The sequence below is a fragment of the Nocardiopsis sp. NPDC058789 genome (assembly GCF_042745575.1).
Taxonomy (GTDB): Bacteria; Actinomycetota; Actinomycetes; order Streptosporangiales; family Streptosporangiaceae; genus Nocardiopsis; species Nocardiopsis eucommiae.
Window position 1 is genome coordinate 1 of record NZ_JBHYOW010000023.1, and the last position, 19977, is coordinate 19977.

General features: G+C 66.6%; 39 protein-coding genes and 1 pseudogene. 32 read left to right on the top strand and 8 right to left on the bottom strand.

Annotation, left to right across the window (positions count from 1 at the left end):
• Positions 1-105: 105 nt before the first annotated feature.
• The 3 genes from ACFW3L_RS24175 to ACFW3L_RS24185 form a co-directional block, all read right to left on the bottom strand.
• Complete coding sequence (locus ACFW3L_RS24175; protein ID WP_378746569.1) at positions 106-1539, bottom strand: Arm DNA-binding domain-containing protein; 1434 nt, start codon at positions 1537-1539, stop codon at positions 106-108.
• 159 nt (positions 1540-1698) lie between these two features.
• Positions 1699-1872, bottom strand: a complete 174-nt coding sequence (locus tag ACFW3L_RS24180; RefSeq protein WP_378746572.1) for a hypothetical protein — start codon at positions 1870-1872, stop codon at positions 1699-1701.
• A 388-nt stretch (positions 1873-2260) separates the two neighbouring features.
• On the bottom strand, positions 2261-2758 hold the full coding sequence (locus ACFW3L_RS24185; protein ID WP_378746576.1) for a hypothetical protein: 498 nt from the start codon (positions 2756-2758) through the stop codon (positions 2261-2263).
• Positions 2759-2942: 184 nt separating this feature from the next.
• On the opposite strand from ACFW3L_RS24185, the gene ACFW3L_RS24190 reads away from it, so the two are divergent.
• The 16 genes from ACFW3L_RS24190 to ACFW3L_RS24265 all read left to right on the top strand — a co-directional run bounded on the left by ACFW3L_RS24190 (position 2943) and on the right by ACFW3L_RS24265 (position 9983).
• Complete coding sequence (locus tag ACFW3L_RS24190) at positions 2943-3164, top strand: helix-turn-helix domain-containing protein (protein WP_378746584.1); 222 nt, start codon at positions 2943-2945, stop codon at positions 3162-3164.
• On the top strand, positions 3161-3436 hold the full coding sequence (locus ACFW3L_RS24195; protein WP_378746590.1) for a helix-turn-helix domain-containing protein: 276 nt from the start codon (positions 3161-3163) through the stop codon (positions 3434-3436). Before ACFW3L_RS24190 ends, ACFW3L_RS24195 begins: the two co-directional genes overlap by 4 nt.
• Positions 3437-3569: 133 nt before the next feature.
• A complete protein-coding gene (locus ACFW3L_RS24200; protein WP_378746592.1) occupies positions 3570-3806 on the top strand; it encodes a hypothetical protein in 237 nt (78 codons plus the stop codon).
• On the top strand, positions 3803-4159 hold the full coding sequence (locus ACFW3L_RS24205; RefSeq protein WP_378746595.1) for a hypothetical protein: 357 nt from the start codon (positions 3803-3805) through the stop codon (positions 4157-4159). The genes ACFW3L_RS24200 and ACFW3L_RS24205 overlap by 4 nt, the downstream gene beginning before the upstream one ends.
• Positions 4156-4602 (top strand): helix-turn-helix transcriptional regulator, encoded by a 447-nt coding sequence (locus ACFW3L_RS24210; RefSeq protein ID WP_378746599.1) that lies wholly within the window; start codon positions 4156-4158, stop codon positions 4600-4602. The genes ACFW3L_RS24205 and ACFW3L_RS24210 overlap by 4 nt, the downstream gene beginning before the upstream one ends.
• A complete protein-coding gene (locus tag ACFW3L_RS24215; protein WP_378746603.1) occupies positions 4599-5486 on the top strand; it encodes a PD-(D/E)XK nuclease-like domain-containing protein in 888 nt (295 codons plus the stop codon). The genes ACFW3L_RS24210 and ACFW3L_RS24215 overlap by 4 nt, the downstream gene beginning before the upstream one ends.
• Positions 5483-6232 carry a hypothetical protein gene (locus ACFW3L_RS24220; RefSeq protein WP_378746607.1) on the top strand — a complete coding sequence of 250 codons (750 nt, stop codon included), beginning with the start codon at positions 5483-5485 and terminating at the stop codon, positions 6230-6232. Before ACFW3L_RS24215 ends, ACFW3L_RS24220 begins: the two co-directional genes overlap by 4 nt.
• A gap of 42 nt (positions 6233-6274) precedes the next feature.
• Positions 6275-6733 carry a hypothetical protein gene (locus ACFW3L_RS24225; protein WP_378746609.1) on the top strand — a complete coding sequence of 153 codons (459 nt, stop codon included), beginning with the start codon at positions 6275-6277 and terminating at the stop codon, positions 6731-6733.
• A complete protein-coding gene (locus tag ACFW3L_RS24230) occupies positions 6730-6921 on the top strand; it encodes a hypothetical protein (protein WP_378746614.1) in 192 nt (63 codons plus the stop codon). Before ACFW3L_RS24225 ends, ACFW3L_RS24230 begins: the two co-directional genes overlap by 4 nt.
• Before the next feature lie 67 nt (positions 6922-6988).
• On the top strand, positions 6989-7369 hold the full coding sequence (locus ACFW3L_RS24235) for a hypothetical protein (RefSeq protein ID WP_378746617.1): 381 nt from the start codon (positions 6989-6991) through the stop codon (positions 7367-7369).
• Entirely contained in the window at positions 7366-7692 is a 327-nt protein-coding gene (locus tag ACFW3L_RS24240; protein ID WP_378746623.1) for a WhiB family transcriptional regulator, read from the top strand. The genes ACFW3L_RS24235 and ACFW3L_RS24240 overlap by 4 nt, the downstream gene beginning before the upstream one ends.
• Positions 7692-8012 (top strand): helix-turn-helix transcriptional regulator, encoded by a 321-nt coding sequence (locus ACFW3L_RS24245; RefSeq protein WP_378746627.1) that lies wholly within the window; start codon positions 7692-7694, stop codon positions 8010-8012. Before ACFW3L_RS24240 ends, ACFW3L_RS24245 begins: the two co-directional genes overlap by 1 nt.
• Positions 8013-8074: 62 nt before the next feature.
• Complete coding sequence (locus ACFW3L_RS24250; RefSeq protein ID WP_378746631.1) at positions 8075-8824, top strand: hypothetical protein; 750 nt, start codon at positions 8075-8077, stop codon at positions 8822-8824.
• 54 nt (positions 8825-8878) lie between these two features.
• A complete protein-coding gene (locus ACFW3L_RS24255; RefSeq protein ID WP_378746634.1) occupies positions 8879-9448 on the top strand; it encodes a hypothetical protein in 570 nt (189 codons plus the stop codon).
• Positions 9445-9801, top strand: a complete 357-nt coding sequence (locus ACFW3L_RS24260; protein WP_378746637.1) for a hypothetical protein — start codon at positions 9445-9447, stop codon at positions 9799-9801. The genes ACFW3L_RS24255 and ACFW3L_RS24260 overlap by 4 nt, the downstream gene beginning before the upstream one ends.
• Entirely contained in the window at positions 9798-9983 is a 186-nt protein-coding gene (locus ACFW3L_RS24265) for a hypothetical protein (RefSeq protein WP_378746641.1), read from the top strand. The genes ACFW3L_RS24260 and ACFW3L_RS24265 overlap by 4 nt, the downstream gene beginning before the upstream one ends.
• 52 nt (positions 9984-10035) lie before the next feature.
• Here ACFW3L_RS24265 and ACFW3L_RS24270 read toward each other — a convergent pair whose 3' ends face one another.
• Positions 10036-10236 (bottom strand): hypothetical protein, encoded by a 201-nt coding sequence (locus ACFW3L_RS24270; RefSeq protein WP_378746647.1) that lies wholly within the window; start codon positions 10234-10236, stop codon positions 10036-10038.
• 148 nt (positions 10237-10384) lie between these two features.
• Here ACFW3L_RS24270 and ACFW3L_RS24275 point away from each other — a divergent pair, with 148 nt between their 5' ends.
• The 15 genes and pseudogenes from ACFW3L_RS24275 (at position 10385) to ACFW3L_RS24345 (ending at position 17968) form a co-directional block, all read left to right on the top strand.
• Positions 10385-10699 (top strand): hypothetical protein, encoded by a 315-nt coding sequence (locus tag ACFW3L_RS24275; RefSeq protein ID WP_378746651.1) that lies wholly within the window; start codon positions 10385-10387, stop codon positions 10697-10699.
• A gap of 16 nt (positions 10700-10715) precedes the next feature.
• On the top strand, positions 10716-11060 hold the full coding sequence (locus tag ACFW3L_RS24280) for a hypothetical protein (RefSeq protein ID WP_378746654.1): 345 nt from the start codon (positions 10716-10718) through the stop codon (positions 11058-11060).
• Complete coding sequence (locus ACFW3L_RS24285) at positions 11057-11287, top strand: hypothetical protein (protein ID WP_378746657.1); 231 nt, start codon at positions 11057-11059, stop codon at positions 11285-11287. Before ACFW3L_RS24280 ends, ACFW3L_RS24285 begins: the two co-directional genes overlap by 4 nt.
• Before the next feature lie 155 nt (positions 11288-11442).
• A complete protein-coding gene (locus ACFW3L_RS24290) occupies positions 11443-12306 on the top strand; it encodes a hypothetical protein (RefSeq protein WP_378746662.1) in 864 nt (287 codons plus the stop codon).
• Positions 12306-13013, top strand: coding sequence for an ATP-binding protein (locus ACFW3L_RS24295; RefSeq protein ID WP_378746670.1), 708 nt, complete (start codon positions 12306-12308; stop codon positions 13011-13013). The genes ACFW3L_RS24290 and ACFW3L_RS24295 overlap by 1 nt, the downstream gene beginning before the upstream one ends.
• Positions 13013-13333: a hypothetical protein gene (locus ACFW3L_RS24300; RefSeq protein ID WP_378746960.1), complete on the top strand. Its 321-nt coding sequence runs from the start codon at positions 13013-13015 to the stop codon at positions 13331-13333. Before ACFW3L_RS24295 ends, ACFW3L_RS24300 begins: the two co-directional genes overlap by 1 nt.
• Positions 13330-13860: a WhiB family transcriptional regulator gene (locus tag ACFW3L_RS24305; protein WP_378746675.1), complete on the top strand. Its 531-nt coding sequence runs from the start codon at positions 13330-13332 to the stop codon at positions 13858-13860. Before ACFW3L_RS24300 ends, ACFW3L_RS24305 begins: the two co-directional genes overlap by 4 nt.
• A pseudogene (locus ACFW3L_RS24310) lies at positions 13860-14324 on the top strand (DNA cytosine methyltransferase); the annotation flags it as partial. The gene ACFW3L_RS24305 and the pseudogene ACFW3L_RS24310, both read left to right, overlap by 1 nt.
• A 414-nt stretch (positions 14325-14738) precedes the next feature.
• On the top strand, positions 14739-14891 hold the full coding sequence (locus ACFW3L_RS24315) for a hypothetical protein (RefSeq protein WP_378746969.1): 153 nt from the start codon (positions 14739-14741) through the stop codon (positions 14889-14891).
• Between the two features lie 155 nt (positions 14892-15046).
• Complete coding sequence (locus tag ACFW3L_RS24320) at positions 15047-15328, top strand: hypothetical protein (protein ID WP_378746680.1); 282 nt, start codon at positions 15047-15049, stop codon at positions 15326-15328.
• The gene (locus ACFW3L_RS24325) at positions 15321-15587 is read left to right on the top strand and encodes a hypothetical protein (RefSeq protein WP_378746682.1); all 267 of its coding nucleotides are present in this window, start codon (positions 15321-15323) and stop codon (positions 15585-15587) included. The genes ACFW3L_RS24320 and ACFW3L_RS24325 overlap by 8 nt, the downstream gene beginning before the upstream one ends.
• Positions 15588-15589: 2 nt before the next feature.
• Entirely contained in the window at positions 15590-16063 is a 474-nt protein-coding gene (locus ACFW3L_RS24330) for a single-stranded DNA-binding protein (protein WP_378746685.1), read from the top strand.
• 56 nt (positions 16064-16119) lie between these two features.
• On the top strand, positions 16120-16422 hold the full coding sequence (locus ACFW3L_RS24335) for a hypothetical protein (RefSeq protein WP_378746688.1): 303 nt from the start codon (positions 16120-16122) through the stop codon (positions 16420-16422).
• 167 nt (positions 16423-16589) lie between these two features.
• Positions 16590-17408: a hypothetical protein gene (locus tag ACFW3L_RS24340; RefSeq protein ID WP_378746692.1), complete on the top strand. Its 819-nt coding sequence runs from the start codon at positions 16590-16592 to the stop codon at positions 17406-17408.
• On the top strand, positions 17405-17968 hold the full coding sequence (locus ACFW3L_RS24345) for a hypothetical protein (protein WP_378746696.1): 564 nt from the start codon (positions 17405-17407) through the stop codon (positions 17966-17968). The genes ACFW3L_RS24340 and ACFW3L_RS24345 overlap by 4 nt, the downstream gene beginning before the upstream one ends.
• 96 nt (positions 17969-18064) lie before the next feature.
• Here the strand turns inward: ACFW3L_RS24345 and ACFW3L_RS24350 are convergent, their stop codons facing one another.
• The 3 genes from ACFW3L_RS24350 to ACFW3L_RS24360 form a co-directional block, all read right to left on the bottom strand.
• Positions 18065-18280 (bottom strand): hypothetical protein, encoded by a 216-nt coding sequence (locus tag ACFW3L_RS24350; protein ID WP_378746699.1) that lies wholly within the window; start codon positions 18278-18280, stop codon positions 18065-18067.
• Between the two features lie 144 nt (positions 18281-18424).
• Positions 18425-18697, bottom strand: a complete 273-nt coding sequence (locus tag ACFW3L_RS24355) for a hypothetical protein (RefSeq protein ID WP_378746701.1) — start codon at positions 18695-18697, stop codon at positions 18425-18427.
• Positions 18697-19191 (bottom strand): hypothetical protein, encoded by a 495-nt coding sequence (locus tag ACFW3L_RS24360; RefSeq protein ID WP_378746709.1) that lies wholly within the window; start codon positions 19189-19191, stop codon positions 18697-18699. Before ACFW3L_RS24360 ends, ACFW3L_RS24355 begins: the two co-directional genes overlap by 1 nt.
• Positions 19192-19268: 77 nt before the next feature.
• Between ACFW3L_RS24360 and ACFW3L_RS24365 the strand changes: the two genes are divergently transcribed.
• Complete coding sequence (locus tag ACFW3L_RS24365) at positions 19269-19418, top strand: hypothetical protein (protein ID WP_378746713.1); 150 nt, start codon at positions 19269-19271, stop codon at positions 19416-19418.
• Between the two features lie 255 nt (positions 19419-19673).
• On the opposite strand, the gene ACFW3L_RS24370 is transcribed toward ACFW3L_RS24365, so the two are convergent.
• Positions 19674-19958 (bottom strand): hypothetical protein, encoded by a 285-nt coding sequence (locus ACFW3L_RS24370; RefSeq protein ID WP_378746717.1) that lies wholly within the window; start codon positions 19956-19958, stop codon positions 19674-19676.
• Positions 19959-19977: the final 19 nt, after the last annotated feature.

Genomic DNA, 19977 nt, shown 5'->3' on the forward strand with positions numbered 1-19977 from the left:
CTCCTCGTGGACAACCACGACTCCTACACCAAAGCAGCAAACTGAGCTGCTTGGAGTCTGAAGAGAGCCACTCGGAGAAAGGATAACCCCAGCTCGTGAAGCCTTCTAGGCCACCATACCTCGCTTGGAGTCACTGCGTCGAGACTCCAAATCTGGAGTGGATCTGGAGTGAGCCTCCAAAACGGCCCTGACCAGCGGTACAGGCGACTCCAAATTCATTGCTGAGCGGGCCGCCACCGACTCCTCCCACCTCTCCTGAAGGCGCTCGACAAGGTCCCTGCGCATAGCCGGGGTCACGTGCGAGTACCGGGCAGAGATCGACGGATCCGCGTGACCCATCCGGTCATCCATCAGCACCTTCGGTGTGCCAACCTCTTCCAGTAACGCCCGATGCGAGTGTCGAAGGCCGTGCACGGTCAGGTCTGGGCAGATCGCCTCCCACTGCCCAGCAGGCGCTGAAGGGCGTGTGATTCCCTTCCCCGTGGGCAACACCGACCAGACGTCCTCCGGATCAGACAGCGCCACAGGGGCAGCCTGAGAGGTGCCCCCGTAGAACTCCCCCCTCGCGGCAGGGTAGAAGTACTGGTCGCGGAAGGGACCCGCCTTCTGGTGGTACTCACCCTCTCCGATGCCACAGAACAGGGTCGACCCCGGCGAGTGCCGGTACTTGTCTTCCAGGCCATCGCCGCACGGGCACCACTCCTCATGGGCGTGAGGGTGGGTGACGCTCCGGAGCTGGTGGTCGAGGAGTCCCGCGAGAAACGGAGGCACGTCCAAATCGCGCTCACTGCCAGACTTGGGCTCTTTCCAGTACCAGCGCTTGCCCGGGTGCTCGTAAAGCTGATGATCCAGACGGAAAGTGGTACTTACGCATTCATCGGTGAGTCCCACCTGCTCACCCCATCGCAGGCCTAGCCAGTAGGTCGCGAGAATCATCACGAACTCGTCATCTCGTCCCGAAAGGTACGCGCATCGTTCCGCGATCAAGAACACCTCGGTGGGGTTCACGATGTGCTCGTACCGGGCCTCGCGCTGCCGTTTGCGTTTCGGGGCGACCTTGCCGCGGCGTCGCTTGGCGATGGCTGGGTTTCGGTAGATGATGCCCTGGTCGACGGCGTCACTGAGGATGGTGAAGAGCTTGCTGGAGATGCCACTGGCAGTGCCGTCTGCGTAGTCCTCTAGGAGCTTCTTCTTCCAGACGGCGACGGCCTGGTCGGCGCTTTCCAGGTCTTTCATCTTCCACTCGCCCCAGTGCGGGATGAGGTGGTTTTGGAGGATCGACGTGTAGTTGCGCATGGTGGAAGGCTCTAGGTCGAGGCCTGCGTGCCACTCCTGCGCCCACTCGCGGAAGGTCAGCTGGTGGGAGTCAGCGCGTGGCCTGAGACGCCGTGCGTCAGTTTCTTGCTCTTCGGCGTAGCGCTTGGCTTCCTTCTTGGTGGCGAACCCGCCCTTTTTTATGGCGGACTTACGGCCGGGGACGTACCAGCAGGCGCGGTAAGTCGTTCCGCGCTTGGCTTCCATCTTCTCGGCGTAGGCCACAGACATCTCCTCTGGGGTGAGGGTTCCATCTTGCCTTGCGGGGGAGACGATGTGGAGTGCTTACACAGCAGAGCCCCGGTGACGGCCGGGGCTTTTCTGTGCGGGAGGGGGATTGTGGCGCCCCGGGGGAAGAGGTCGGGGCTGCCGCGAGGTGAGGCTTTAGATCTGCTTGGTCCACGGGGTCCGCATGGAGCGCGGGATGTAGTGGTCGAAGCACTTGATGTCCAGCATGGCTGGGTGCCGTGCTTGGAGGTAGTTCACGGGGTTGGCGTGGAAAGCGCGGAGGTCGATCGCTTCGGTGGCGAACGGGATGACCCAGGAGCCGAGCTCCAAGGTGGGGTCGAGGGACCGCGCGAGTTCTTCGACTACGACGGGGTTGGGGGCTCCAGTCTGGATCGAGACGAGGGTGTGTGTGTCCGTCCTGAGGACGTCAGTGACTCTGTGGTCAGGTGACAGGACGTCTCGGAGTTGCAGGTAGACGGGGCGGAATGGGTTGCTGGGTGGGTAGAGCAGTCTTTTCAACGGTGTATCTCCCCCTAGATCCGAGCCGACGCCATTGTCGGTTTCGGGTGCGGCCACATGTCCAAAATGTGACCTGGGTCACACACCATAACGGGTAGTTCCAAGTAGGCAAAACCCCGGAGAGTGACCGAACAGGTCACCAAGAGTCGCATCCATTGCTACATCGGCACTCTTGGTCACAAATTCGGTCACAGAATCCTCATCGGCGTCGCAGTAGATCACTGCTCACATCGGCCACGCGGTCGGCGAGCGTCCGCCGAAGGTCATCGATCACGTCAGCAGGATCGGAGCCTGGAGCAAGACCCGCCTCGAACGTCAGGCCACGGACAGACAACTGAAAGATTCGGGCCTTCGCTTCGTCGCGCCAGCGCAACTCCTCGCCGTCGTAAAGCGGCTCATCCGGGCCGATGATCTCCCCGTCCCACTTCGCCCTCGAAGGGCCCTGCGGCTCGACCGCTGGCGCCGGGGCAGGCGTTGGGTTGCCGCCTTCGAGGATCGCCCGAATGGACCCTGGTTGCCATCGCAGAGCCTGCTCCACGCGCGCAACGGTCACATCGGCGACCGGGCGGCCCTTCCTGAGCTGCCCCAGGGTTTGGTAGCTGACCCCCGCGTCATCAATGATCGCCTTCCAGTTGTGACCCAGGTCTAGCCTGCGGCGGTCCATGAGCGCATCCAGGCGCTCGGCAGTCGTGTCCATGGTCCGCATCATTTCAGCTCTGTGCAGTCTTGTACAGACAGGTTCAGTAACTCAAAGGTACCGGAAGTAAACCCTGGATGACTCTTGACGTCCGCACACCTGCGCCGTTTCGCCTTGAACAGGTCTGTAAAGAGAACGTGCATATGGGCTTGCGCCCTGAACAAGTCTGAACTACCTTGAAGTCATGAGCCAACGCTTCAACGGCCCTCGGGCTCGCCGCAGGCGCTACGAGCTGGGGCTCACCGTGGAACAGCTCGCGGACGCCATAGGTGCCTCCAAGAGCTACGTCAGCCAGATCGAGAACGGTGCTTTCGATCCGGGCCCGGCCCGGTTCGCGGCTCTCGTCAAGGCGCTCGGCATTGAGGACACGCAAGAGATGTGGACGCAAGAAGGGGACGCGGCATGACTCGGGTGTTCACCGTCGACCAGGTCGCGGAACAGCTTCAGGTCAAGCCCTCGTGGATCCGCGCACGATGCGAAGGGCGCGAGATCCCGTTCACGATGCTCGGCGGCTCCTACCGGTTCACGCCAGAGCACGTTGACCAGATCGTCCGCCAGTACGAGCAGGCTCCGGCTAGCCGCCGTCGCCCTCCGCAAGCCGCTTCCCCGAAGGGTGTGACGCGTTTGGAGGCCCGAACCCCACGCGGCCCGAACCGCCGCAGCCGCAAGTCCGCCTGACCCCGCACATGAAGATGCCCCCGCCCGGATGCACCCGGACGAGGGCGATGGCACAACCACACAAAGGAGCAGTGCCGTGAAGCACGATACCCCGATTCCCCTCCCACGGCTGACGGAGGCACACATCCCAGACGTGGCGCACATGGCACCCCGCCTGGTCGACACCCTCCCCGGAGAACTCCGCCTCGACATCGACATGGTCGGAACCGGCGGTGACCGGCTGGTCCTGGACATGTCCGGCCCGCTGGAGGAAGTGCGGGCCCAGCTCGACACCCTCCGCAGCTCGCTCGCGCAGGCGTCCACGGTGCTGGAGGCCCGAGAGTTCATGGTCCGCGAGTTCGGCGCTGACGCCCACGGGGGTCTGCGATGAGCGAGCCGATGACGCACATGACCCCCGCGATGATCCGGTCCGAGCTGGCCAGCATCACCCGTCTGGCTGCCGAGGCTGTGGAGCTTCTGGGTCTGTACGAGGACGTGTACGCCGACGAGATCTCGGAGGAGATCGGTGCGGTGCTCGGGCGGATCGGGGTGCGCGGTCACGTGCTCCGCAGGCAGCACCTGGAGGCGCACGAGCGGGACGCGGCGTTCGCGGACTCGGTGAACGAGGACCTGGACCGGCTGGCTGTGGCGGGCCCGCAGGAAGACCGCGAGGACCAGTTGGTGCGCGAGATCGACGAGACCGGCCAGGACTGGAACCGAGCCGCACAGGAAGGCGACCAGTGAACGACGAACCGACCCCCGCCATGACATACGGCGAAAGGGTGAAGGCGCGTCGCGCGACTCTCGATCTGACACAGAGTGAGCTGGCCAGGATGACCGGCCTTTCCCGAGGCACCATCCGCAACCTCGAAACCGATGCGGTGGAGACAACCAAGCTCACACGACAGCTGATCGATGAGGCATTGGCGCAGGCCGAAGGCAAAGGTGCGCCCACGGAGCGTCTGCGCAAGACGACGTCAGGAAGCCTTCCCGCGTCGACTGGCAAGCCGACGTTCTCCGAGCGCAGGGTTCGCGAGTCCATCGCCTCCCAGATCGAGCTGATGGCCGCTGCCTACCCCGAGGACGTGTTCCCGGAAGGCGGCGAATCCCCTGAAGCCCGATCCGTGGACGCGATGCGGCACGCGTACCGAACCGCCGCCCGAATTGCGAGGGGAGAAGACCAGTGACCGCCATCGACGAGCGCACTCACAAGTCCGTCACCGGCGCCGGGATCTACGCGGACATGCCCGAGGCCGTCTACCACGCCGACCCCGTCCCGGGCGGGTCCCTCTCCTCCAGCGGTGCCCGGAAGCTCCTCGCCCCCAGCTGTCCCGCGCTCTTCCGCCACGAGCAGCTCTACGGCCAGCCCCACAAGGCCGTGTTTGACTTCGGTCGCGCCGCCCACGAGGAAGTCCTCGGCGTCGGCGGAGGGATCGAGGTCGTCGAGTACGCGGACTGGAAGAAGAAGGACGCCCAGAACGCCCGCGCCGCCGCCTACGCCGCAGGAAAGACACCTCTTCTCCCCAAGGAGTACGAGGTCGTCAAGACCATGGCCGAGGAGCTGAAGCGGCACCCCATCGCGGGAGCCCTGTTTCAGCCCGGCACCGGACGCCCGGAACAGTCTCTGTTCTGGAAGGACCCCGCGACCGGGGTGATCTGCCGTGCCCGGTTCGACTGGCTGCCCACACAGGTCAAGGGCAAGCGGCTGGTGATCGGTGACTACAAAACGTGCCGGTCCGCTGCTCCCGCTGACATCGCGAAGGCCGTCCACGAGCACGGCTACCACCAGCAGGACGACTTCTATCGGCGTGGCGCCCGTGAGCTGGGGATCGGTGACAAGGACACCAGCTTCGTCTTCATCTTCCAGCAGAAGACCGCCCCGTACCTGGTGACCGTGGTCGAGCTGGATCACGAGGCCCGCCGGATCGGCAAGGAGCGCAACGACCACGCGCTGAAGGTCTACGCCCGCTGCCGCGAGACCGGCGTGTGGCCCGGTTTCTCCGACGACATCACGATGCTCTCCCTGCCCGTGTGGGCGGAGCGCCAGCACGACGAGGAGTTCATGGCATGACCGAGATCGACACGTACCAGCAGAACACCGACGTCGAGCAGGCCCCCGCCGTTCCGGCTCCGCCCGCTGAGCACGAGCTCGTCCGTTGGGCGCACGCCGCCCGCCAGGCACGCGGCATCGCTGAGTCGCTCGCTTCGACGAGCTTCGTCCCCCGGTCGCTCCAGGGCAACCCGGGCAACATCATCGGCGCGATTCTCGCCGGTTACGAGATGGGTCTTCAGCCCATGGCCGCTCTGAGGTCGATCGACATCATCCAGGGAACCCCCGCGCTTCGGGCCCACGCGATGCGGGGCCTGGTGCAGTCCAAGGGCCACCAAGTGCAGCTCGTCGAGTCCGGTGAGGTCGTGTGTGTGATGCGGGGTCGTCGCAAGGGCGACGAGGAGTGGCAGGAGGTTGTGTGGACGATCGAGCGCGCTCAGAAGCTGGGGCTGCTGGCGAAGGACCAGTGGAAAAAGCAGCCCACGGCGATGTTGGTGGCTCGGGCGACTGGTGAGATCTGCCGTCTGATCGCCTCCGACGTTCTCCACGCGATGCCCTACGCCCGCGAGGAGCTGGAGAACGGGGCGCCTCAGGAGGCGGTACCGAAGGTGACGGTGCAGGAGCTGGTTCCGGACGCTCCGGCGGTCGCGGATAACGACCCGTGGAACGCGAAGAACGCGGTCGGCGTCGACCAGCAGGTCGAGGAGCCCGAGGTCGACGACGAGGACCAGGCGCTGTTCGAGGAGTACGCGGGCGGTGCCGCATGAGCCGCGCGCAGGCCCGCAAGGCGACCGCGAAGGAGCAGACCCATGGCTGACCTTGGCCGTTTCTACCGCGAGATGCAGGGCGAACTGGACGCCGGGGAGTTCACCCCCGACCACGAGCCTCCGCAGGAGTTGGCCGAGGAGATCACCCGGCTCCGCAAGGACGTCGAAGTGCTAACCGCCGACCGGGACACCGCATACGACCAGGGGTTCTCCGACGGCCTCCGCATGGGGGACGCCCGCGCCACGGACGTCGAGTCCCGGCTCGCTGCCTTGGAGAAGCTCACCTCCGACCAGGCGGACGCCCTCGAAGCCCAGTCCCAGTTGATCGACACCCTGCGCACGGACATGAGGGGCGCACAGGCCGCCATCCGAGGGCTCGGGCAGCGCGGAGACGAGATCCAGATGAACGTGTCCGCCCTCGGCGGTGACCACGACGACCTCAAGGCCGCGTTCAAGGCCCTGCGCAAGTCGCGCCCGTACAACGCGTGGACCGACGGATGACCACCCAGGCGCAGTGTCCCGTGTGCGGTCGGCAGATGACCGTCCGCACCGACGAAAAGCTGCCCGTGCACTGGTGGTCCGAGCTGGAGAAACGCCACCGCGAGGCCCCCTGCGAAGGGTCACGGATGGGCACCCGGTACTGGCCTGAAACCGGCGGCATCCGCCACCAGCGCGACAAGCGCACCTAATCCACCCCCACGGGGCCTCCGCTGCGGGGGCACGGAGGCCCCACCCACACCCCCAGGAGCACACCTCATGGACACCGCCACCGGCAGGACCGTCACCGTCAACCTCCCCCACATGCCCTACCTCAACAGCAACCAGCGTCTGCACTGGGCAACCAAGGCCCGAAAGACCAAGGCCATCCGCGATGCCGCCGCATGGGCCACCAAGGCGCTCAACCAGACCCCCATGGCCGCCGTCGAGATCACCGCCGTCATCCACCCCAAGACCAACCGACGCTTCGACCCCCACAACTTCCAGCCCACCGTGAAGGCCGCGATCGACGGCATCGTCGACGCCCAACTCATCGCTGACGACGACGCCACCCGCCTCGTCTCCGTGGCCTTCCGCGCGGGAGAGAAGGACCCGACCGGGACCCGCATCGAACTGATCGTCAAGGAGGTCACCCGATGAGCCGCTTCATGGTCCGCCCCGGCACCGACTACGAAGCCGCAGGCGACCAAACCTGGCGACGATCCGCCGCGTGCGGAGGCGATGACCTCACCCTGTTCTACGGCCCCGACGGAGAGCGCGCCGCGGACCGCGAAGCCCGTGAAGCACGAGCGATCGACCGGTGCTGTTCGTGCCCCGTCCGCACCGAATGCCTCGAAGACGCCCTCATCCCCGCGAACACCCGCCAGTACGGGGTGCGGGGCGGCATGACCGCTGAGGAACGCATCGTGGTCCGCCGCAACAGGATGCGACGCGCGAAAGCGCAGCTCGGGAGGGCCGCGTGATGAACCCACCAGACATCGTCTCCCAGCTCCGACAGGCCCGACGCGCCGCCGGACTCACGCAAGCGCAGGTCGCCGACCAGGCCGGGTACAGCCGGTGGATCCTCCAGCGCTGGGAAACCGGGGCGCACAGCCCCAGCGTCGACGCCGTCGCCGCCTACGCCGGCGCTCTGGGGCTCGAACTCCACATCGGGTCGCCCGAGCAGACAGCCGCTCTGGTCTCCAAGTCGCTGCTCAACCTCGACGCGTACATCGAGGCTCGGGCAACCGAGCTCGCCAAGGCCCACATCTCGGGCCTGCACCGGAAGGGGGTAGCAGCATGAGTCGCGCTCACGGGACCGTGTCCTGCTACAAGCGGGGATGCCGCTGTGAGGAGTGCTCCCAAGTGAGTCGCGCCTACGACCGCGAAAGGTACCGGCGCACCCGACTCGGTCTACCGACCACCGACCTCGTCGATGCCGAACCCGCTCGCCGCCATGCCCGACGTCTCATGCAGCTCGGGTGGAGGCACACCGACATCTCCGCTGAGTCCGGGGCCACGCACGTCATCACGATTCTGTACGGCAAGCCCTCGGAGGGAATCCTCCCACTGGAACGCATCGGGTCCTTGTTTTCGCGGCGCATCCTCGCGTTGCCCTTGGAGCTTCGTCCGACGGGGTCTTCGATCGATCCGTCGGGTTCGAGGCGGCGCATGCAGGCGCTGTGCGCGATCGGGCATCCGGTGGTGTGGCAGGCCCGCCAGATGGGTTTGACGACGAGTTTGGCGTCCCGGGTGGTCAACGGCACCTCGAAGGGGATTCTGGCTCGCCACGCGGTGACGATCCGTGCCTTCCACGAGGAGTGGTGGAACCGGCCTGCGGGTCCGAGCCGGGAGTCGTCTTTGGCCAAGTACACCGCTGCCCAGAAGGGGTATCTTCCGTCGCTCGCCTGGGACGACGACCTGATCGATCTCCCGGAAGCCGACCTTGATGCGGAGCTGGGTCGTCGCGTCGAGGCGATGGATCTGGCTGAGTTGTCGCGTTGTTACCGCGCCCACTTTGAGCAGGGTGATCGGTCACCGCTGATTGTCGCGGGCGCGAAGGCGCTCTCTGGTCGTCGTCGTGCTCTCGCTCGTGAGCTCGAACCCGCCGCTTGACCCTGTTCTGCCCGCCGTGCGTGTGCGCGGCGGGCCCAACCCCCGGGAGGGGACATGACCACCTACACCTTCGACTGCGAGTTCATCGAGCACGAGGTGCGCCTCGGCTGGTTCGGCCGCCGGGTTCGCACCATCGAGCTGATCTCCATCGCGTTCGTGTGCGAGGACGGCCGCGAGTACTACGCCGTGAACGCCGACGCCCCCTGGAAGGCCATCCGCAAGCACAAGTGGCTGATGGACAACGTCATCCCGTCACTGCCGCGCATCCACGGCGACCGCCGCGACCACCACCCCCGGCGGGACTTCGGTCTCGACTTCCGCAACCCCCGGGTCAAGCCGCACCAGCAGATCGCCGACGAGGTGCGCCAGTTCCTGCTCGCGGGTGACAGCGCCCCGGAGCTGTGGGCCAGCTACGGGGCCTACGACCACGTCGTTCACTGCTGGCTGTACGGGTCCATGGTCGACCTCCCCGAGGGTCTGCCGATGTGGACCCGCGACCTCCAGCACGAGGCCGCCACGAACCACCTGCACATCCCCGATCAGGAGTCCGGCCAGCACAACGCCCTGGAGGACGCACGGCACGTCATGTCCGTGCTCCGTGAGGAGTGGGGGTACGTGCGATGACCCCCGCTCACCGCTACCTCACTGCGATGGCCGCCCGCGTCACCGAGTGGGACGCCGCCCTCATCCGCCAAGCCGTCCTCGGAACCGCGTGGCTCCGCGACGGCCGGGTGTCCGCGAACGACTTCCGCGACTACCTGCCCGAGGTCGCCCAAGGCGCCGTCGGCCTCACCATTCGCCAGCTCCCCACGAAGAAGCACGGGGCGCTCATCCGCAAGGCCACCGTCCAAGGGCACCCGATCACGGTCCCCAGCACGGCGGAGTCCACCCACGGCAAGCCCATCCAAGTGTGGGAGCTGACTCCGGCCGGGCGGGACGCGGCCCGGGAGCTCATCGAGGGGCGGGTGGCGGCGTGATCCACGACTACGACCTGTTCACGGCGCCCGCCACCACCGACCAGGCCGACCCCGAGCAAGTCCACGACCAGGCGGTCCGCACGCAGTTCGCCCGCGAGCTCGCGGTGATGCTCCGGGAGCAGGGCCAGGACTACGCGGCGACGCTCGTCCGGTACGCGCCCACCGACGGCCAGTGGCCATGAGACACGCCGAAAAGCCCGCCCGGGTGTTCGGGCGGGCTCAGGTCGTCAGACATCAAGCCTCCTGCGGCTCCGACAACACGATGCGACGTACCTGCTGTCGCGTGTACCCCGTGACCTCGGCGATGTCCTTCTGCGGCACCTCGTCGGCGTTCGCGGCGCGGATGGCTGAGGCGAGCTCTTCCCTCAGGATCTCGGTGCGCTTCTCAGAATCCCGGAACCGGGTGGCGACGTGCGCGAGTGACTGCTTGTCCATGGCAACTAGTGTTCCACTGATCATCATGGAACTAAGTGTTACATCAGAAGACCACTAAGTCCATGTTGAGAGCGGCTTGACGATGGAACATCATGTTCCATATAGTCGAGCCATCGCCAAGTGCAACCGCCCCAACGAAGGAGAACCCGTGAGCGCCAACACCCGCCTCGCTACCGCCGCCGACGTTGCCCGCACTCAGATGACCTGGGCCATCGAAGACGGCTGGACCCCCACCAACTGGGACCTCGACCACAAGCAGCTGCCCGACGCCACCGCCGCCGCGATCATCTGCGAACTGCGCGGCCGCGTCATCGGCATCAAGGACGACGCCGGTCTGTTCCACGCCGACTACGACGCGGAGAACCACCGCCAGGCCGCCCTCAGCGAGGTCCTCGACCTGCTGACCGCGTACTCGCACCCCAGCGAAGCCGACACCTACAACGTCCGCAACGTGCTGCGCTGACCCCGAAGGAGGATCCGTGGCCATCTACACGCTCACCCGAGAGCCGGGAGGCCGCCAGTGGGCAGGCGGGCTCACCATGCCGCCCCGAGTCCGCGATGCCGTCCCGGGCGACATGCCCGCCCCCGACTACCCCATCCCCACCCACGCCCGCCGCCTTGTCGAAGCCCTCCAAGGGGCGGGGGAGAAGTGGGAGCTGAAGGTTCTCGAAAACGAAGACCGCGTGACCGTCATCCACTGGCACCCCGACGAGGACCCCATGCACACCCACTGGGAGTGGCAGAGCGGACGCCGCCGCACCGGACCCGCCGTCCGCGACACCCTCACCGCACTCAACGACCGCAAGCCCAAGGAGACCCGATGAACCCCCACGCTCACCTCGCCGCCGCCCTTGACGCACTCGCGGAAGCGAAGGCCGACGCGCTCCTCGACACCATCCCCGTCGTGTCCCTCGACCAGTGGGCCACCCGGCACGCCCCCGGCCTCATTGCGGACGCCGAAGCCGCCAGCGGGATCCCGCACCACACCACCCGCGCCTGCAACAGTCGCCGCGTCACCGCCGCTGGCCTCCGCCACGGTTACCAGCCCTGACACAAGGCGGGCCCCGGATGGAACAAGCACCCGGGGCCCGCGACCACCGTATCGCCGCAGCCCGCCGGATCCAGCCGGTCCCCGTGCGCAACCCACGGGCGGGCACCAACACCGACCAACGACCCATCCGAGCCGAACACCAGGGGGCGCCCACCATGGCCCACGCAGCCGAAACCGGCACCTTCCGCGGGGACTGGGTCCGATTCATCTACGCAACCGCGCGCATCACCGACAGCACCCGCGTACTCATGCTCGCTCTCTCTGAAGCCATGGACGAGAACGGCCGCGTCGAAGCCACCCGCGACGATGTCGCGGCCCTTCTCTCCCGTGCCCCTCGGAGAGTCTCTGGCCGGTACACGAACGCCATCGACGCCGGTGTCATCGAGCAGATCTCACGCGGCAACCGCAAGGCCGGGAGCGTTTTCCAGGCGCTCATCCCGAACGGAGAACAGATGACCCCCGGGGAGCACATCTTTCCCAGGAAACATGTGACGGATTCAAGGCCCCTTTCCCAGGAAACATGTGACCCCCGTCTGTCACATGTTTCCGAGGAAACAAGTGACCCCCGGGTGTCACCAGAAGGCCCGAATACAGGACCCCCGGGGGTCACCAGTTCCGCCGCCCCTATAAGGGAAGGCATCCAGGAGACCTCACCACAGTCCCTCTTCGAGGTCCCCGAGCCCCCCGAACAGAACCTCTCCCCGCAGGCCCTCAAGCGCTCCCAGAACAAGCGCGTCAACGCCCTCGCGACCGTCTACTACGACGCCGTCAACCGCATGGGCAACTGGGAAGCGATCCGCTCGGTGATCAAGAAGGCCGTCGCCGCTGACTACACCGACGAGCAGATCGAGCGTGGCCTAAAGGACGTTGCCAGCGGCACCTACCCGCTGACCGCGAACACCCTCCGCATCGCCATCGACCGCACCAGCCCGCGCCCTGAACTCCGCGCTGTCTCTGGTGGCTACCAGCCATACCAGAACCCGACCAACCAAGACGTCTACGACGAGGAGCTTCTCTGATGCACGACAGCCGACTCGAAGCCATCGCCTCCTACCGAGATGCCTTCCCTCACATCACCCCGCTCATCACTGACTGGTCCGCCCACGAGAACCAGGGCGCGGACTCCTTCCACGCCATCAAGGAAACCTTGGGCATCCTCGCCACCACAGACCAGGCCATCCCGTTGCGGTACAAGCGGGCTGACGCCACCGACCCGCAGGTGCTCGCGTGGATTGACGAACTCGTCGAGGGCGCCTCTCCGGCGCGGGTGTCGGGGGTCCGCAAGGTGTCCACCGGCCCGTCGCTGCTGCTCCTCGGGCCGACAGGGACCGGCAAGACCTTCCAGGGATACGGGGCGATCCGTCGCCTGTCGATCCTCGGGGTGAACGCGTCCCCGTCCGCGGCGCCGATCGCGGACATCTACGCGAAGATGCGCCCCCGCCACCAGGTCGACTCCGAGGAGGTGTTCGAGTCCTACGCCCACACGCCGCTGCTCTTCGCTGACGACCTGGGGGCCGCGAAGACCTCGGAGTGGGTGGAGGAGGTCAACATGCGGCTCGTGAACTACCGGTACGACCGGCAGTTGCCGACCATCTTCACGAGCAACGTCCCGCCGAAGGAGCTGGGGGCGAAGATCGGTGAGCGGGTCGCGTCGAGGTTGATCGAGATGTGCCGGACCGTGGTGCTCAAGGGTGACGATCGCCGCCGTCAGGGGCGTGCGGCGTGATGTTTCGTGGCCGGGGGGAGCCCGGTATCCCGCAGGACGTCAAGGTCATGCAGCAGCTGGCCATTCACGCGTCGAAGCGGGGCGTGGAGATCGACGTGACCACCAACAAGGACCGTCAGCGGATCGTGTTCGCGCACCAGGACCTCGCGGACAGGCTCATGGAGCACCCGCTCAACTACAAGTTCCCGTCGCAGTGGACGGGCTACATCCCGCCCGCCATGTGGCAGGGGCAGCCGAACAACAGCCCGCGCCGTGCGGCACTGGTCTCCATCTACGAGGAAGCGCTGTCCCGCAGCGCCCAAGGGCAGGTGGCGGCGTGATCGACGACGAACGCGCCGCGTGCCGCGACCTCGACCCGACCATGTTCCGCGCCAAGACGGTGACCGGGCGACGGAAAGCCCTGGCTGTGTGCAAGCACTGCCCGATCGTGGATGCCTGCCTTGACGCGGCACTCGCGGACCCCACCGGCGCCTACGGGCGGATCGCCGGACGTGCGACCACCGAGGAGCGGGCGCACATCGCAGCTGTCCGCGACCGCGCCGATCTCCGTTCCCGACGCCCGAAGGTCGCCTCCGCGTACCGGGACCTGTGGGACGGCCACGTGGGTGAGACTGCGGACCCGGCCCGTCGTCAGGCGGCGCGGCACATGGTCCAGGACCAGGCCGCAGTCAAGGCGTTGGGGGAGCAGCGCTTCCTTGCGGAGTCCGTGAGGTGCTTCGGCACGGCGCTGCGGACCGCGGTCGCTGACGGGGACCGTGCGGGGGTTAAGCACGTGCTGCGTGGGCTCCCTGCCGAGCATCGTGCGGCGCTGCTGGTGGAGTTCGCGACTGAGCTGGGGGTGGCGTGATGCGCATCGGCTCCCTCTGCTCCGGTTACGGCGGGCTCGACCAGGCCGTCCAGGAGGTCCTCGGCGGCGACCTCGCGTGGGTCGCGGACCCCGACCCGGGCGCGAGCAGGATCCTCGCCCACCACCACCCCGATGTCCCGAACCTGGGCGACATCACCCAGACCGACTGGTCGAACGTGCCCGCGGTGGACGTGCTCACTGCGGGGTTCCCGTGCCAGGACATCAGCAACGCCGGCAAGCGTGCCGGGATCGAAGGAGAGCGCAGTGGCATCTGGACCAATGTGGTGGAGGCAGTTCGCGTACTACGACCCGGACTCGTCTTCCTGGAGAACGTCTCAGCCCTCACTTCTCGGGGCCTCGACCGAGTCGCCGCCGACCTGGCCGAAGTCGGGTTCGTGGGATCTTGGCGGTGCGTTCGAGCTTCCGACGTCGGAGCCCCGCACCGGCGGGAGAGGATCTTCATCCTCGCCTGGCCTGCCGACGCCACGGGCCCGCGACTCGAAGGGCCGCGGATTTTCGGACGGGCTGCCGAACGTCGTAGAGGACCGGCTGCTGAAGACTCCCACGTCGCAGTTGGCGATGAACGGCGGTTCGCAGCACCCGGTCAAGCGAAAGGCCGGCGGGCACGGTCCGACGCTCGCGGACGAGGTGGAGCACCTGCTGCCGACGCCCAGGGCGTCGGACGGCACCAAGGGCGGCCCGAACCAGCGGGGGAGCAGCGGCGACCTGACGTTGCCCTCAGCGGCGGTCCGGATTGGGGCCCCTACGCCGGCGCGATCCACAGGTGGGGGCGAGCCGTTGGACGTTCTGCCCCTGTTCCCACTGAGCCCGGACGAACTGGACAGCCCCGACTGAGTCCCGCCTTCGTGGAATGGCTGATGGGCCTCCCCGCCGGCCATGTGACCGCTCCGGAGATCGGGCTCACGAGGAACCAGCAGCTGAAGGCCCTCGGGAACGGGGTCGTGCGGCAGCAGGGCGCGGTGGCTCTGCGTCTGCTCTTGGAGCGCGCAACCGCCACCGAGGCCGCATGAGCGCGCCCCGCCAGCTGGTACCTGGCGGGGCGCGCCCCCAATCATCTCATACGCCCACCAGATCGACGCTGCCGCCCGAACGTGGTTTGTCGGTGGCGTCACCCACACTCAAGAACCATGAGCGTCTGACGCTCACTACGACCCCAGGAGGGGACATGTCAGACATCGCACCCCCGCGCACCCTCAGCGAGTGCGCCCAGATCGCCTACGACGCGGTCATGCGCCGCACCGGCGACGACACCGAACTCGCGGACATCATCCGGCGTGGCATCTACGACGCGTACCGCACCGGGTGGAACCGGGCGCTCGAAGGCGGCGCGCAGGGCATCGAGTCCGTTGACCGTGCCGAGTGGGCGCTCGCTGGGATACACGCCGGGGACGACGCCGCCCGCATCCTCCGGAGTTACAAGAAGCGCGAGGGGACCTCGGATGTCTGACGACACGGAGCGGCAGATCGACGCTCTGCACGCAGAGCTCGCCATCGCGGTCAAGGCGCGGCGCCGCGTCGAGGCATACCTCGAAGACGCCGGGCGCACAAACGACGAGCTGCGCCAGGAGAACGGCCGCATCCTCCAGATCGTCGCTGACCACATCCACCGCGACACGACCTACGGCGGCCTCGACTGGGACGATCTCATCGAGGACCTCCGCCGCGCTGGCCACACCCTGCCCGAACCCACCGCCAAGGAGAACTGACCATGGCTCTGCCCAGCATCACCGTGACCGCGCGCCTCGTCGACGCGCCTGAGATCCGCTACTCCCAGTCCGGGACCGCGATCGCGAAGCTCCGCCTCGTGTCGAACAGCCGCAAGCTCAACAAGGACACCCAGCAGTGGGAAGACGCGGACGTGTGGTGGGGGCGTGGCACCGCGTTCGCTCGCACCGCCGAAGCCATCGCGGAAGCCGGACTCCAGAAGGGTGACCTTGTGACCGTGCGCGGCGACGTCAAGACCGATCAGTGGGAAGACCAGCAGTCCGGGGCGAAGAGGTCAGCTGACGAGGTGATCGTCCGGGACATCGGGCGTGCGCTCACACCGCCCCGCCAGCAGTCCGGCGGCTACGCGGCGAACGGCAGCTTCGGCCAGCCGCAGCAGCAGGGTTCCGCGCCCGCTGGCGACCCGTGGGGGCAGGGAGGACGACCGGGGTTCGGTGACGACGCCCCTCCGTTCTAGCCCGATGACTGTCCGGGGCGGGCCACGGTCCGCCCCACCAACTCCTTGGAGGACACGTGAGCGACACCGAGCAGGCGACCCCGTTCGTCGGTGACATCACCACCGGGTGGTGCCCGACCTGCCTCAAGACCGCCCTGCACCGCGCGCCCATCCTCGTGCTCGTCTCCACCGGGCCTCGTCGGATAGGGGAGTGGACCGTGTGCGAGGACTGCGGGTACAGCCCCTATGCGAACCCCGAAGCTGACCTGCACGGTCTCGAAGTCGCGATCCGTGAAGCCGCGCGCCTTGTGGAAGACGACAGCCGAAGCCTCGGGATGATGGACGCCGCCGACATGATCCGGCAGGCGCGCACGTCGTGACTAGTCGCCAGACACGGGCATAATCCACACAACTAGGAGGTCAGCGTGCAGAACAGACCCCGCACATGAGTGTGGGGCTCGCATCCCCCGATGGCGAGCCCCACACAACCCCCGTAGAAGCCTCAGCTTCCCCGTATCGGCACCATACGCCTACCGGGGGAGTGCTCATGACGTCCACCTGCCACTGTGGCCGACCGACCGGCGACGACGCCTACGTATGCACCGGATGCGCCGACCAGGCCCGCACCGCACTCCGCACCATCATGGATGGGCTCGACGCCGACCTGACCGTCACCCTCGCGAAGCAGGGCAGCAAGCCCGAGTCAGCCGGCGGCGGGCACGGCAAGAAGAGCGAGGCCCCGCTCCCCCTCGACCTCCGCGCTGTCGAAGCGCGCAGCGTCCTGCGCAACACCCTCGTCACGTGGGTGCGCCTCATCCACGACGACGGCCGCAGCGCCTCCGCACTCCCCGCCGATACCCTCCCCTCCATGGCGTCCTGGCTGTTCCCCGCCGTCGGATGGCTCCGAGGGCGCGACTACGGGAGCGAGTTCGTTGACGAGATCACCGCCGCCGTCGCCCAGGCCCTCCGTGTGGTCGACAGCCCGCAGCGGACCGTGTTCGTGTGCCGGTGCACCTGCGGGGAGCACGTGTACGCCCGTGAGAACGCGCCCGCGGCAACATGCCCCGGCTCTGAGTGCGGGACGGTGTGGGGTGTGACCGAACAGCGGGCGTGGATGCTCCAGAACGCAGATGGCCAGCTTCTCGGAGCCTCGGACATGGCGCGTGCCGTCTCTCGCCCCAACGACCCCGTGTCAGCGTCAACGATCAGGTCTTGGGCGCGAAGGAACAAGCTCACGAAGTACAACCCCGATGGAGGGCCACTCCGGCACGGTGAGATGACCAAAGTCCCGCTCTACAAGGTCAGCGAAGTCCTTGCTCTTGTCCTGGCCCGCGCGGGCCAGCAAGAGGCCAGAATGGTGGCATGAACCCCCTCTACTTTGAGATCGTTGCTTGGGCAGTCACGCTTGCAGGCGCTGGCGTCGTCATCTACGGAGCTCTCGGCACAGCCAGATCCTGGGCAAGCCATCCGTTGGCATTGATCGAACCTCTTCGCCAGGCATTGGCGAACCTGGCTCGCGCCTGGAGGGAGGAGCCCGAGGGGCGGAAGCCTGTTGGGCTCACGGTCTCTCCAGCGCAGTTCACTTTGAGAATGGAAGCCAACGGACATGCGCGCCTGAACCCCATCGAGCCAGTCGACAGCCTGGAAGCGCTCACCAGGGAAACGAACATCCGCTTTGATCACATCTATGACCAGAACGCTGCGTACTCCAAAGCGATCTTTGATCAGAAGACGAAGATCCGCGAGGGTAAATCCGAGCTGGACAAGCAAATCGAACTGCGCTTCAAGGAAGCCAGTGGCCAGATCGACTCGATTGAAGGAAGGGTCGCCAAGGAGTTCATCTCCGCAGCTCGGCTCCAGATGCTGGGTGCGAGTGCAGTAGTTCTTGGCCTCGCGTTCCAGGTGATGGCGAAGTTGATCGCCTAGTTGCGACTTGCTGGGTGCAACGCTACTATCTTCATAGTGGACTTTCTGTCTGCGAGAACTTGAGGCCCGAGAGCGTCGCTCTCGGGCCTTCGTCATTCATCGAATCGACTCTTCGAGATCCTTCGTGAACTGCTTGCTGGAGTGGACGAACAGAGCCAACGCACGTGTGTGTGCCTGCTGAGAGTAGAACGTGGCCTTCGCCTCGTCGCCCTCTCCCCAAGCCACATCGGCCTGCTCGATGAGCTTCCGGATGATCAGCAACTCTTCGGTCTTCTTGACCATGAGGGCCTCCTCATAGGGGGCCTCGATCATCTACCAGGGCTTGTATCGGCCCCGTAAGCACCCAAAGACCGTCCAGCCGGGAACACACACCAGCGCCACGGCGCACAGCCCGAGACTGGACAACCTCGTCCCGGCCGCTCCGTCTGGGGTGGCGTAGAAGCGGCCGGGACGCCGTCACCACTCCTTGCAGTCGTCGTACTCCAAGAAGTCCCGCCCCTCGCAGAGCGACTGCATGTACGTCGGCTCGACCGCAGGCTCCGGATCTGACGGCGCCGGATACGGATTCACCTGAGAAGCAGGCAGACGCGCACGCCCCGAAGAGGACGCCTCCTCGTCCTCCTGGACATCGCCCCCTTCCAAGGGACGGACCAGAACCAACACCAGAAGCGCCAAAGTGACAACGAGAGCCCCTGACACGCAGACAATCAACGTCTTCTCAGAGGGCATCAGTCGCGCTCCCAGATGACCTGCACGGAGCCCTTCTTCTTCGAAGCAGCCCCCAGGGCGCCACCGATCAGCGCTCCGAATCCGCCCGTCAGGACGCCGCCGACCACGACGCCCGCGCCTACCCGGCCCACCGTCGTGTGGTTGTTCTCGTTGTTCGACCCCTGGACGCGCCACCCCTTCGCCAGCATCTTCGGGGCCTCAGCCTCGAACTCAGCGGCGTTCTTGTACGTGACGATCTTCTGCTTCGCTCCCGCAGCCTCGATCTCACCCATGGCGAGCTCGGCGGCCTCCAGCGAACCGTGCTCCGCGACCATCTTGACGAGCTTGCGCCCGGCGATCGCGGTTGCGGCTGTAGCCATCTGGGTCACGGCCGCGGACTCCTTCAGCCCCGGCCTGGCGGTGGGGTTCTCCACGAGTGGCTTCCACTTCACGCCGCCGTGCCACCACTCGCCGTTGTCGGAGACGATGGCGCCGTTTGCTGTCAGACGAGGCATGGGGAGTCCTTCCGGGGGTTCGCGCGGGTGCTCACCTAAGACGCTCGTACACGGGCGCCGGTTGCCTAAGGAGACTGATGTCCACAGACGACGCCATAGCCAACGCTGCCCGCCTTCTCCGGGCAGCCGAGATGGAGATGGACCTCGCGAAGATGAAGGCCTACACGAACCTCGCTGACTCATGGCTCGCGATGGCGTCCCTCCTCATTGAGCAGGGCGCCCCCTAGCCACCCCGGGGTGCACCCACCTCACCCAGTGGCGTGGCCCGCCCCGCAGGCTCTATGCGTCCTCCCGCCCTACACCGCCTGCCCCTGGGCTAGCCCGCCCCTCGCCCCACAAGGGCACACGCATGCAGGGGTGCACACACCCATCACCCACGAGCCACGTGTCGAGCACATGCACGGCGACAGGTGAGCACGCCCCCCACCATGGGGCGGACGCTCACGGTTCGCATGTCCACGCGGACACGCTCATGGTCAGCATCACGACGTGCGTGCGCTCATGCGGATGAGGAGCTGATCATTGTGGCTCGTCGCTACAGCAGCGCGTGGTCGAACAGTGATCGCAAGCAGCGCTTGCCGCGTGACTGGCAGCAGCGACGCAAGAAGATCATCGCTCGCGCCACGCAAGGTGAAAGCTTCGCCCGCTGCGAGAACAAGAACGAACTTGGCGACCGATGCGCGAACATCGGGCGCGACGTGGACCACATCACCGCAGGGGACGACCACAACCTCTCCAACCTCAGGCTCCTGTGCGTCGGGTGCCACCGGGCCAAGACCACCCAAG